Genomic DNA, 12,661 nt, shown 5'->3' with positions numbered 1-12,661 from the left:
GCGGCCGCCCACTATTTGCGCTAGCAGGCAAATGAATACCCGCCATTGACCGGATATGTCTGTCCGGTGATCCAACTGGCCGCGTCTGAGCACAGGAACAGGATCATTCCGGCCGGATCTTCCGGCTCGCCAAGGCGGCGGATCACATATTGGGACAGCGCGCGCTTTTCGGCCTCGGCATCCGGGATCAGGTCGGCGACAGCGGGTGTTCTTGTGCCGCCAAGTGCGACGCAATTCGCGGTGATCCCGAACCGGCCCCCAGCCTTGGCAATGGCGCGCATGAAACCTGCCGCGCCGGCCTTGGCACCCGAATACACCGCCAGATGCGGCTCGCCCACGCGGCCTGCGTCCGAGATGACCGTCACGATGCGCCCATAGCCACCCTTGACCATCAACGGCATCGCATGGCGGGTGCAGTTCAGCACGCCATCGTAATTGGTGGCCATCCAGCGGCGCCATTCGTCGGGATCCGATTCCCAGAATGGCACAAGATCGTCAAGCCGCGACGTCGGCCCGGCGTTGCCAGCATTGTTGACCAGGATATCCACACCGCCAAGGGTCTCTTGCGCCGTGGCAAAAGCTTTGCCGACAGCGTCAAAGTCGGAGACGTCGAACGCCAGCGGCAACGCCTTTGCGCCTGCCGCTTCCACTTCGGCAGCAACGCTTTCGGCGCGCTCGGCGTGGAAATCGTTGATCACAACGGCGCCAGCGCCGTGCTGGGCCAGATAAAGCGCGACCTGTCGGCCCACGCCCTGACCGGCCCCGGTTACAAATGCGGTCCGTCCCTTGATATCTAGCAGTTCACTCATTTTTTTTGCCGTCCTATCCCAGCCACCTCTTACGGCGCCGATAGTGTTTGATTTCGCGATAGCTCTTGCGTTCACCCGAGGCGGTGACACCCAAGTAGAATTCCTTGATGTCCTCGTTATCGGCGAGCTTGTCAGCCGGGCCGTCCATCACGATACGCCCGTTCTCCATCACATAGGCGTAGTCTGCGATCGACAGGGCCGCAGCACTGTTTTGTTCAACCAGGAAGAACGTGGTGCCATCCGCTTTGAGCTGCTTGAGCACCTCATACACATCCCGGATCATCATCGGGGCCAGCCCCAGCGATGGTTCGTCGATTGCGATGATTTTCGGTTTCGCCATCATGGCCCGGCCAATCAGCAGCAGCTGCTGTTCGCCGCCAGACATGAAACCCGATGTGCGGTTGCGCAGGTCTGCAAGCCGCGGCATCAGCGTGTAAACATGTTCCAGCCGATTTTTCAGCTCGGTGGAATTGGGCACCATATGCCCACCCACGATCAGGTTTTGCTCACACGTCAGATGACGCAGCACGCGCCGGCCTTCCATCACATGGATCAAGCCGTTTTTTACCACGTTCGACGCTTCCATGTTCTGAACAGGCTTGCCGTCCAGAATGATCGTGCCCGCCGATACTGTTCCGTCTTCGGATTTCAGCGTTCCGGAAATGGCCTTCAGCGTGGTGCTCTTGCCCGCGCCATTGCCGCCCAGCAGAGCAACACATTGACCTTCACTCACTGTCATGGACACGCCTTTAAGCGCCAGGATGACGTCCGAGTAGGTCACTTCTACGTTGTTGAGTTCCAGCATGGTCATTGTGCCCGGGCTAAGGTTCAGGATGGGCGCCGCGACTGCGGCGCCCGGTTAGGTTTACCATTTCTTGACGTCGGGAACGTCGACGCCAGTTGCCTCGATGGTGATCTTACCATCCTTGACGGTACCAACATTCACCTTGAGACCTTCCAGGGGGAAGGGCGCTTCGGGGGTAAAGGTCAGGGTCGGCAGGAACCCGTGGGTTTGCTCAGTGGTGATCGGCTTGGCAAAGAGCGCCTCGCGCACCATCTCGCCGGTCAGGCCCTCGGCACCATTTTCTTCGATCGCGTGTTCGATCACGGTCACGGTATAGAGACCCTGCGAAATACCCATGGCGGTAACAACGTTCCAGGGCGCTTCGAGACCATATTCGTCAACCAGCGTCTGGTAGAACTGGCGCGGGGGGGTGTCTTCTTCGGCCGCAATCGCCATACCGTAGGCTTCATAATCGCCTTCCAGCTGCTCAAGCCCACCAAGCGCGCCACCAGAAGCCGGCAGCCCGTTGTGCGAGCTCATCATGATCGGAATGTCGGCGCCGTTGGCCTGCAGCCCACGTTTCGCCGCAACCACAATCGAGGTGTTGGTCTGGATGATCAGCGCTTCGGCACCGGCCCGTGCGACGCGGCGCATTTGCGCTGTCAGGTCGGTCGGCTGCACTTCGGTATAGATGATTTCGACCAAGTCGAGTTCATCCGGATGTTCTTCTGCATAAAGCTCGAGACCCTTTGCCATGTCGACATAAGCAGGCGAGGCTTCAGAGGCCAGGATCGCAACCTTGAGCGGTTCATCGCCGCCACGCTGCTCGCGCATCCAGGCAAGGAAGCCCGCGCTTTCGTGCGAATAGGTCGGACGTGGGTTGAAGATCCAGGCATCGGGTTGCCAGGCATAGCCGTAGGCCGCCGTGGCCATGAACATCGGGATCTTGTCTTCCGGCAAGCGTTCGGAAAGGGCAGCAACGTCCGGTCCGCCGAGCCCGGCAATGGCAATCGGGTTAAGTTCGGATTTGATCCCCGGCCACAAGCTGGCCACCTGCGCCGCGTCATAGCGGGTCTCGTAGTTCTTGTAGTTCAGTTTGACGTCAAGTTCCTTACCAATGGTAGAGTTCCACCATGCGAAGACAGTCTCGCGGCTTGCAGCAAGGACCGGCATGATATCTGCATACGGGCCTGAAAAGTCCGAAAGCAGGGCAAGGTTATATTCCGTTTCCGCCTGCGCTTGCATGGGCATGGCTGCCGCAACGGCGATGGCACTTGCTGCCACCAAGCTGCGAAGCCCCAGTCTTTTTCCGTAAATCATAATGTCTTCCTCCCAGGTTGAATGCCGTTCCGCCGATCAATAGGGGAACGGCCAGATGCGGTACGATGATTTCATGATGTTCCAGCGGTGCATCAGCCCCTTGGGTTCGAGGATCATGAACAAGGCGATGACGCCGCCAAGAATGACGTTCATGCCGGCGAACACGATGTCGCCGCCCAGGAACGATACCGAGTCGGCAATATTGGGGCCGACCGTGGCGATGACTTCCTGGATAAGACGAATGATGAAGACGCCGACCAGGGCCCCCACAATCGATCCCATACCGCCGACGATGATCATTGCCACAAAGAAGATCGAGTGAAACAGGGTAAACTGATCCACCCCTACAAAACGGATCATATAGGCCCAGAGCGCCCCGCCGACACCGGCATAGAAGGCGCCGATCAGGAAGGCATTCGCCTTGGTAGCGGCGACATTGATCCCCATGATGCCAGCGGCGACGTCATCGTCCCGGACCGCCACAAAGGCGCGGCCGAAACGCGAGCGGATGATACCGAAGGCCCCGGCGATCATGATCACGGCAACTGTGAAGTTCATGTAGAACTGCGCGGTTTCGCTGACAAAGCGCACGCCGAAAAGTTCCGCAGGCGGCACGGTAATCCCGTTTGAACCACCCATCCAGTTGGATGGCAGGTTCAGGACGGCAAAGTGAAAGATGAACTGAGCCGCAATGGTCGTCAGGGCCAGGTAAAACCCCTTGATCCGGGATGCGGTCAGTCCGAAGAGAAAGCCGAACACTGCAGCCGACAGCCCGGCCAGCGGAATGGTCAACAGGAACGTGAGACCGGTCTTCGACGCCAGTATCGACGCCGTATAGGCACCCACCCCCATGAAAGCCGCCTGACCCAGGTTGATCTGGCCCGCATAGCCGGTGCAGATCTGCAGCCCGACAGCGATGACGGCGCTGATCAACATCATGTTCAGCACTGCGACGATGCGCCCGCTGACAAGATAGGGGGCCGCCAGCATGACAATCATGAAAATGGCTAGGGCAAGGGCCTGCCAGCGTGTGCGAACTACACGCCTGTCGGCGCGATAGCTTGTGGGAAAAATTCCTGAAGGATCCATTGGTTACACCCGCTCAATAGTGCGCCACCCGAACAGGCCAGTGGGCCGGATCAGCAGAATGGCGAGCATGATAATATAAGGCACGACACTGCCGAGCGAGCCACCGATCAAAGGATCAAGGTAGTTGGTGGTCAAGCTCTGCGCGATGCCAATGATTATTCCTGCCAGAATAAGCCCGCCGATGGACTCAAGCCCGGCAAACAGTGCGACCGGCAGCGCGGCAAAGCCGATATCCGATGCCAGGAATGTCAGCGACTTGCCGCTGAGAAAGATCATCGCACCCATGGTGGACAGGATCGCCCCGAGAACCCAGGCAAAGGCAATCGAGCCCTTGACGGAAATCCCCATCGAAGATGCCACGACGTGATCTTCTGCGACCGCTGTCATCCGCAAGCCAGAGCGGGTCCGGTTAAAGAACCACGACAGGCCGACGGCCGCGACAATGGTGATGATCCCGCCAATCAGCAGGTTCATGGGGATCAACATATCGCCTAGGAAAAGCGGTTTCAGCGGGAAGATGATCGGGAAGGGCCGCACGGCCGGACCGAAGAGCAGCAACACAAGACCGCGCAACAAGATCAGCAAGCCGACCGTGACCATGACCATCGAAAAGACCGACTCACCGATAAGCCGCGTCAGGAAAATCCGCTCAATCAGATAGCCGACAAAGCCGGCCAGTATCAACGATAGCGGTATTGACAACCAAAGACTGAGACCGACCTGCATGGTCGTGAACCAGACGATAAAGCCGCCGATGATCACCAATTCGCCTTGCGCGAAATTGAACACCTTGCTGGCGCGGTAAATCACAACGAACCCCATGGCCACCAATGCATACAGCAGGCCGATCAAGGCTCCGGTGATGATGTCATTTATGAAATAGACCATTGTCCCCGACCTCCCTTAATTTTGCGACTGCCGGGCGGCAGCCATTGATGCGTTTTCGACATCCGATACGCGAACCGTAGCTTTGAGCACGCCCTGACGGCCATCCTGATAGGTCACGGCGATTTCAAGATCGGTCTGGCTGTCGCCGTTATAAATGGCGTCGACAAGTTTCGCATAGCGCTCTTCAAGAAATGCGCGCCGGAGCTTCCGGCTGCGGGTCAATTCGCCTTCGTCAGGGTCAAGTTCCTTTGGAAAGTTCGCAAACCGCGCCACGCGCGAGCCTTCAGGCAGAAGGGCATTGATGCGCGCCACTTCACCCTTGATGAGTTCCAGAATCTCGGGCTTTTGGGACAGATCGGTATAGGTCGAGAAGCTGATCTTGTTCTCTTCCGCCCACCGGCCCAGAACTTCCATGTCGATATTTATCAGGGCGCTCACGAAGTCTCGGGTTTCGTCGCCCAAGGTCATCAGATCCTTGATGAATGGGCTGTAGCGCAGACGCGTTTCGATGAACTGCGGCGGGTAACTGTGCCCGTTTGCCAGACGCCGCATGTCCTTGACCCGATCAAAGAACAATAGCTCTTCGTCTTCGGTCATCGACACCGAGTCGCCGGTGGCATACCAGCCATCTTCGGTCAGCGCCTCTGCGGTTTTGTCGGGTTTGCCGTAATAGCCGCCAAAACCCGATCCGCCGCGCACTTGAAGTTCGCCTTCCGGCGAAACCCGGTATTCCAGCGGGTCGCCGTAGGCGGTGTTGCTTTGCATCCAGCTGCCACTTGTTTCCAACTGATAGCTTTCGCCCATATGCGCCGTTAGCAGTCCGATTTCAGTTGCGCCATAGACATTGCGCAGCTTGACCCCCATGGCATGGAACATGCGAAAGACGTCCGGCGCCATCAATGCACCGCCGCACATCGCGTTCTTCGCCTTGCCCAGACCAAGGTTGTCGCGCAGGTGATGCAGTACCAGCGCTTCGGCAAAGGGCAGTTGCAGGCGCGCGGCCAGACTGGGGTTGCGCCCCTCGAGACGTTCGACATAAACGTCGCGGCCGACCTTCATGCCCCATTTGTACATCGCGTTGCGGAACTTGCCCGCGCCCAGCATCCGGGCCTGAACGATGGACGCAAGGTTTTCCCATTGGCGCGGGCTGAACACCAGCGCATCAACCGCCAGCTCGCGGATATTGTCGAGCACTTCCTCGGGGCCTTCGGGAAAGTTGACGACCATGGGCGCGATCAGTCCGATCGACAGGCCGAAAATCTGCTCCGTCACCCAGGCGGGGGAAATGTAGGTCAAATATTCGGTGCCGGGCGCAATTTCGATCGCCCCCATCACCCGCGAACAGTTATCGAACAGGTAGCGATGGCTGATGATAACGCCCTTGGGTTTCCCCGTGGTCCCAGAGGTATAGGACAGCATGGCGATATCTTCAGCTCGACCGCGCTTGACGTGCTCTTCAAAACGGGCGGGGTCCTTGGCGTGTATCTGACGCCCGGTTTCGCTCACGCTTTCGAAGGAATGCAGCAGCGGGTGCTCGTAGCCCCAAAGGCCCGAATCATCCCAGTAAATGATCGCCAGCGCACCTGAGTATTTTTCTGCGATCTCCAAGCATTTATCGACCTGCTCTTGGTCCTGCGCAAAGAAAATCCGCGTCTGCGAATCTTCTGCCAGATAGAGGATTTCATCGGCGGTCTGGTCTGGATAAACAGACAGGACTTTGCCGCCCAGTGACTGAACCGCGTATTCCGCCCAAAAATGCTCGGGCTCGTTTTCGCCGATCATCATCACGGAATCGCCGGCAGCCAAGCCGTTGCTTTCCAACCCAAGCGCCAGATCGCGAACCCGTTCGAGCACATCGGTCCAGGTGAATTCACGCCAGATGCCAAGGCGTTTGTGGCGCTCGGCAAGTGCATTTGGCGCGGACTTGGCGCGGGCGAGCAACACCTGTGGCAGCGTTTCGCTCTGCGTTACGGCCGGGTCCGTATAGACCATTGCTTTTCTTTGCTTAACCATCCCGTTACCCCAGATATGCTTTGATCACAGCCGGGTTCTTCTGGATTTCCTCAGGCGTACCCTCGGCGATCACCCGCCCGAAATCCAGCACCACAATCCGGTCGGCCAGGTCCATCACGACGCCCATGTCATGTTCGACCAGAACCACTGGAATCTTGCGCGCCTCGCGTACATCGAGAATGAAGCGCGCCAAGTCTTCTTTCTCTTCTGAATTCATGCCAGCCATCGGCTCATCCATCAGCAGGATCGAAGGTTCCTGCGCCAACGCACGCCCCAGATCGACTCGCTTACGCAACCCGTAGCCCAAGGTGCCCACGGGCCGGGTACGGATCGCTTCGATTTCCAGAAAATCAATGATTTCCTCAGCCGCCTCGCGATGCTCGGATTCTTCGCGCATCACTGGGCCGTACTGGAAAAAGGCCTGGATCACGTTCGACTTCATCAGCATGTGACGGCCGATCATGATGTTTTCCACCACGGTCTGCCCGGCGAAGAGGTGCGTGCCTTGGAACGTTCGCGCCAGCCCTTGGCGGGCGATCTGATCGACCCGCTTGCCAGTCACGTCGCGCCCGGACAATTCGACACGGCCCTTCTGCGGGCGATAAAAACCTGCGGTGACGTTCAGTAGAGACGTTTTGCCAGCACCGTTCGGGCCGATAATCGCAAGCAGCTCATCATCGTTTACAGTGATGCTGACATCGTCAAGCGCCGTCACGCCACCAAATTTCAATGTCGCTCCGCGGACCGCAAGCGGTGCGGCGACCTGAGTCTCGGCCGCGCTCATGACGCAACCCGTGCTTTGTTGCCGCAATCCACACGGCCGTACACAACGTGATCAAGCGATGATCCGTTGACGTCGAGATTAACTCGCATCGTTTCTCCTCCCACCTCTTGTTCCAGAGGTTTGCTTGGCCTATCTGCCAAGTCAATCTTTGAAAACTAACACATGTTAGAAAATTAAATCAACAACTTAATCCTCTGCCTAGAGAAATTGCCTAATTCGCGGAGTAATCTGCGGAAAAACTACGCATGCCGGTTTGGTCCTGGCACCAGACCGCCCCCGAGCCGCCGGTCCCTTCATTGTGCAGCTGCAATTCGCAGGGCAGCGTCAACGGTGCGAGCCCCCGGAAGGCAAACCGACGGGGCGAATCCTGCAAGGCACTTGCGGCAAGATTGAGCAGCAGCGTTGCCTGTAGCGGGCCATGCACGACAAGCCCGGGATACGCTTCTGTTTCTGTTGCGTAGATGTGGTCGTAGTGGATGCGGTGTGCATTGAATGTCAGCGCTGAATAGCGGAACAACAACACGGGATCCGGTGTGAGGGTCGATTTGAGTGTGCTTGGGTCCAGTTCGACGCGCGTGCGTTTTGCGGGTTGGGGCCGGGTGATGTCCCGATAAACAATCGACTGCTGTTCCCGGATGCAAAGGCGGCTGTCACTGGAATATTCGTGTTCGATGGTCACAAAAACCAGTGCGCCGCTGCGGCCCTGCTTGGCGGCAATATCGGCGATCGTCGACCGGCGGGTGATGGTTTCGCCGATCGAAAGCGGGGCGATATGCGTGACATCGCCACCGGCCCACATTCGGGCGGGCAGGGGAACAGGCGGCAGAAAACCACCCCTTGCGGCATGGCCATCCTGCGAAAGCGAAGCGTTTGGCACAGCGTCAAGCGTCAGGCACCAGTGGATGCCCAATGGCACATCATCCGCACCGTCCCAAAGGTGCGGGCCGAAGGTGGCGCGGAACTTGTCGATCAGCGCGGGCGTCAAAACATCTTCCCTGGTTTCGGTGCGCCCCAGCCAGGGTTTAAGTGAATCGATGTCGTTTTCTGCCATGTCCCCCCCCTCAGAAGTATCGCGGCACTTTTCGGACAGCCGCAGCCGAGTCAATCGGTACCGGATTGGTCAAGATCAGTCCACAGCCCAAGACGCCAGCTGGTCCAAATTTTGACATCAGCTGGCGTCGGTAATGGCCTACGCTTTGCGGTATCAAAGGGCGATTGATACCGGGCGATCTGTTCGGATTTTGGTGGACCTACTGCGCCGTATAGCCGCCATCGACCACCATTTCGGCCCCGGTCATAAAGGATGCCTCGTCGGACGCCAGAAACAACACCGCCCGCGCGACCTCTTCCGGCTCAGCCGGGCGCTGCATGATCGTTGTCCCAAGCATTGCCTTCTCGACACTCGGATCGCCCAGAAGGTCTTCGGTCATTGGGGTGCGTATGACGCCCGGATGGATTGAGTTCGCCCGGATGTTGAACTCGGCATAATCTACCGCTGTCGATTTGGTGAACAGCCGCACTGCACCTTTGGTCGCTTGGTATGCCGCCGCCGAGGGCGCGCCGACCAAACCGTAGATCGACGAGATATTCACAATCGATCCGCCGCCTGCGGCCTTCATGTTGTCCAAGACTGCCTTGGTGCCCAAAAAGACGCCCTTGGCATTGATCGAGAAAATCTTGTCCCAGTCGTCTTCGGTGGTGTCCTGAACGGGCTTCATGAGCAGGATACCGGCGTTGTTGACCAATACGTTGATGTTACCGAAGGCCTTGTTCCCTTCGGCGATGGCCGTTTGCCAGCTTGCGGCGTCGGATACATCCAGATGCACCGCCGTCGCGCGCCCCCCTGCGTCCTCAATGTCTTTCACCACCGCACTCGCGCTCGCGTCATCGACATCGGCGACAATGACCTGAGCCCCCTCTTCGGCAAAGAGCCGCGCCTCGGCAGCACCCATTCCTTTGGCCGCACCGCTGATCAGTGCCGTCTTGCCCTGAAGTCGTTTCATCTCAAACCTCCTCCAAAATTGCTCTGAAAGCAATTTTGGAGGATTCGATTTCTACCGCATATGATGGAGATCAATTCCCCCTCAGACGAATCTTAAAAGGACCGCGGCATACCCAGAATATGCTCGCCGACATAAGACAGGATCAGGTTGGTTGAAATCGGGGCCACCTGATACAGGCGCGCCTCGCGGAACTTGCGCTCGACATCGTATTCGCGTGCAAAACCAAACCCGCCATGGGTCTGGATGCAGGCATTGGCGGCTTCCCAACTGGCCTCTGACGCCAGAAGCTTGGCCATGTTTGCCTGCGCCCCGCAATCCTGACCCGCGTCATAGCGTCTGCAGGCCTCGAACCGCATCAGGTTGGCGGCCTCGACGTTCACATAGGCCCTTGCGATGGGAAACTGCACGCCCTGATTTTGCCCGATGGGGCGGTCAAAGACGATGCGCTCGCCAGAATAGGCGCGGGCCTTGTCTACGAACCAGTATCCGTCGCCGATACATTCCGCCGCGATCAATGTCCGCTCGGCGTTCAGACCGTCAAGAATATGGTAGAAACCACGCCCTTCGGTGCCGATCAGATTTTCGGCCGGGATTTCAAGGTTGTCGAAGAAGACTTCGTTGGTCTCGTGGCCGGGCATATTGGCGATGGGGCGGACCTCCATGCCACTGCCGATCGCGTCTTTCAAATCGACCATAAAGATCGACAGACCCTGAGATTTCTTTTTGACATCCTTCAGCGGCGTCGTGCGGGCCAGCAGGATCATCAGGTCAGAATGCTGGATACGGCTGATCCAGACCTTCTGACCGTTGATCACATAGCGGTCGCCCTTCTTGACCGCTGTGGTCTTCAGCTTGGTCGTGTCCGTTCCGGTGGTCGGTTCGGTCACGGCCATGGATTGCAGGCGCAACTCGCCGCTGGCGATGCCGGGCAGGTATTTCTGCTTTTGCTCGTCCGAGCCGTGCCGCAGCAGCGTGCCCATGTTGTACATCTGCCCGTGGAAGTGGCCGGCATTGGCACCACCGCGGTTCGCCTCTTCCATGATGATCGAGGCTTCGGTCAGGCCAAGGCCCGAGCCCCCGTATTCTTCAGGGATCATCGCCGCCAGCCAGCCCTCGCGGGTCAGCGCATCGACGAATTCTTCGGGATAAGCGCCTTCCTCGCCGAATTTGCGATGGTATTCCGCAGGGAACTGCGCGCAAAGCGCACGCATTGCGTCGCGCAGATCGTTGTGGGTTTCAGGTGCCGATGTCTGCATCTGTCACGCCGCCCCTGGGCCGGAGGTTTCCAGAATTTCCTCTTCGGCACGTTGCCACAATTCGAACGAGATCGGGTTTTCGCTTTCCTCAAGGATATGACCGACCAGCCCGATGGATCGCGCCATCACGCCGAAACCGCGTACGATCTTCCAGGGGAAGCCGAATTCGCAGCAGATCGCACCGATGGCGCCCGTGGCGTTGATCGGCAGCATCTTGCCCGACTTTTCCTCGGCGACGGCCTGAATTTTCTGGATCAGTTCGATGTATTCGCCGGATTTTCCGTTCTCGGCCGCGATCTCGAACAGACGTGGTGCGCGCGGGTCAACCGGCTTGTGCACCGGATGGCCCAGCCCCGGCACGATGGCCTTTTTGGCGCGGAATTTTTCGACCGTCTCCAGCGCGATGGCGTCCAGATCTGCGCCAGTGCCCAGCTTGTCCTCGGGCAGCGCTTCGTAAAGCATCTTGGACGCGCCTTCCATTGATCCGACAAAGACCGTGCCCAGCCCGCACAGCCCGGCCGCGACGGCCGCCTGCAGCGATTCCGGTGCGCCCATATAGGTCATGCGCGCCGCCAGAGCCGAAGGGGTGATGCCGTGTTCGACCAGGGTGATGATGATGGCGTTGAAGACGCGACTTTCCTCGGGCGTGGCCTTGCGACCCGTCAACTGCAGAAAGGCAAGATCGCCAAGGTTCATGTGCCCCAGAATCTCGTTCGGCAGGTCCAGCCCGCGCACGCAGATTTTGTCGGGTGTGCTCCAGCCGATGTTCGAGCTGATTTTTTCTGTGCGTTTACCCATCAGACCGGATCCCACGGAAAGACATCCGCTGATACTTCCAGCGGTGTGAAATGTGACTTGAGCGCCGGAATGGCGTGCTCGGCGATTTCATCAGCGGTCCAACCGTCACCCGAGTGGACAGAGCGCACCGGACGGGGCTGATTGAACAGGAATATCTCGTTCATCCGCACTGCAAAGATCTGCCCCGACACATCCGCCGCGCGATCGCTCATCAGGTAACAGGCCATCGGCGCGACCTTGGCAGGGGTCATCTTCTTGACCTTCTCGACCCGCTTTTGCTGTTCCTCGGTGTCGGTCTTGATCGACGAGATCATCCGGCTCCAGGCGAAGGGCGCGATGCAATTGGAACGCACGTTCCAGCGCTTGAGATCAAGTGCCACAGATTTCGAAAATGCGGCGATGCCCAGCTTGGCGGCGGAGTAATTCGCTTGTGCGAAATTGCCGATCAGCCCCGAGGTCGAGGTCATGTGCACCAGCGCGCCGCTTTCCTGCTCGCGGAAATAGTCGGCGGCGGCGCGGCTGGTGTTGAAGGCGCCATAAAGATGGACCTTCACCACCGCGTCGAAATCCTCATAGGTCATTTTATGGAAGAACCCGTCGCGCAGGATGCCGGCGTTGTTCACCACGGCGTCGATGCGGCCGAATTCCTTTACCCCGGCCTCGATCATCGCGCGCGCGGCGTCGGGATCGGCGACACTGCCGCCATCGGCGATTGCATCGCCCCCGGCGGCCTTGATTTCTTCAACCACTTTTTGCGCTGCGGTTTCGGTCTGGCCGGTGCCTTTCAGCGACGCGCCCAGATCGTTGACCACCACAGCGGCCCCTTCGGACGCCGCCATAAGGGCAATATCGCGTCCGATTCCGCCACCTGCTCCGGTGACCAGAACCACTTTTCCATCAAGTGCCTTAGTCATTTT

The 12,661-nt window shown here is 58.6% G+C and carries 12 protein-coding genes; all 12 read right to left on the bottom strand.

Annotated elements, in window-relative coordinates; all coding sequences use genetic code 11:
• Positions 1 to 20 precede the first annotated feature (20 nt).
• On the bottom strand, positions 21 to 809 hold the full coding sequence (locus ACP2AV_RS10555) for an SDR family NAD(P)-dependent oxidoreductase (protein WP_426372668.1): 789 nt from the start codon (positions 807 to 809) through the stop codon (positions 21 to 23).
• Between the two features lie 13 nt (positions 810 to 822).
• Positions 823 to 1,614, bottom strand: coding sequence for an ABC transporter ATP-binding protein (locus tag ACP2AV_RS10550; protein ID WP_426372753.1), 792 nt, complete (start codon positions 1,612 to 1,614; stop codon positions 823 to 825).
• Between the two features lie 60 nt (positions 1,615 to 1,674).
• Positions 1,675 to 2,913 (bottom strand): ABC transporter substrate-binding protein, encoded by a 1,239-nt coding sequence (locus ACP2AV_RS10545; protein ID WP_426372667.1) that lies wholly within the window; start codon positions 2,911 to 2,913, stop codon positions 1,675 to 1,677.
• A gap of 36 nt (positions 2,914 to 2,949) precedes the next feature.
• A complete protein-coding gene (locus tag ACP2AV_RS10540) occupies positions 2,950 to 3,912 on the bottom strand; it encodes a branched-chain amino acid ABC transporter permease (protein WP_426372666.1) in 963 nt (320 codons plus the stop codon).
• A gap of 93 nt (positions 3,913 to 4,005) precedes the next feature.
• Complete coding sequence (locus ACP2AV_RS10535; RefSeq protein WP_426372665.1) at positions 4,006 to 4,890, bottom strand: branched-chain amino acid ABC transporter permease; 885 nt, start codon at positions 4,888 to 4,890, stop codon at positions 4,006 to 4,008.
• 15 nt (positions 4,891 to 4,905) lie between these two features.
• On the bottom strand, positions 4,906 to 6,882 hold the full coding sequence (locus ACP2AV_RS10530; RefSeq protein WP_426372664.1) for an AMP-binding protein: 1,977 nt from the start codon (positions 6,880 to 6,882) through the stop codon (positions 4,906 to 4,908).
• A 25-nt stretch (positions 6,883 to 6,907) separates the two neighbouring features.
• Positions 6,908 to 7,687: an ABC transporter ATP-binding protein gene (locus ACP2AV_RS10525; RefSeq protein ID WP_426372663.1), complete on the bottom strand. Its 780-nt coding sequence runs from the start codon at positions 7,685 to 7,687 to the stop codon at positions 6,908 to 6,910.
• A 211-nt stretch (positions 7,688 to 7,898) separates the two neighbouring features.
• Positions 7,899 to 8,738, bottom strand: coding sequence for an FAS1-like dehydratase domain-containing protein (locus ACP2AV_RS10520; protein WP_426372662.1), 840 nt, complete (start codon positions 8,736 to 8,738; stop codon positions 7,899 to 7,901).
• Positions 8,739 to 8,937: 199 nt separating this feature from the next.
• Complete coding sequence (locus tag ACP2AV_RS10515; RefSeq protein WP_426372661.1) at positions 8,938 to 9,690, bottom strand: SDR family NAD(P)-dependent oxidoreductase; 753 nt, start codon at positions 9,688 to 9,690, stop codon at positions 8,938 to 8,940.
• A 92-nt stretch (positions 9,691 to 9,782) separates the two neighbouring features.
• Entirely contained in the window at positions 9,783 to 10,946 is a 1,164-nt protein-coding gene (locus ACP2AV_RS10510) for an acyl-CoA dehydrogenase family protein (protein ID WP_426372660.1), read from the bottom strand.
• Between the two features lie 3 nt (positions 10,947 to 10,949).
• On the bottom strand, positions 10,950 to 11,744 hold the full coding sequence (locus ACP2AV_RS10505; RefSeq protein WP_426372659.1) for a citryl-CoA lyase: 795 nt from the start codon (positions 11,742 to 11,744) through the stop codon (positions 10,950 to 10,952).
• Positions 11,744 to 12,658, bottom strand: coding sequence for an SDR family NAD(P)-dependent oxidoreductase (locus tag ACP2AV_RS10500; protein WP_426372658.1), 915 nt, complete (start codon positions 12,656 to 12,658; stop codon positions 11,744 to 11,746). Before ACP2AV_RS10500 ends, ACP2AV_RS10505 begins: the two co-directional genes overlap by 1 nt.
• Positions 12,659 to 12,661: the final 3 nt, after the last annotated feature.

The sequence above is a fragment of the Aliiroseovarius sp. PTFE2010 genome (assembly GCF_049943335.1).
Classification (GTDB): domain Bacteria; phylum Pseudomonadota; class Alphaproteobacteria; order Rhodobacterales; family Rhodobacteraceae; genus JBNFVY01.
This window is presented reverse-complemented; position numbering and strand designations above follow the sequence as displayed.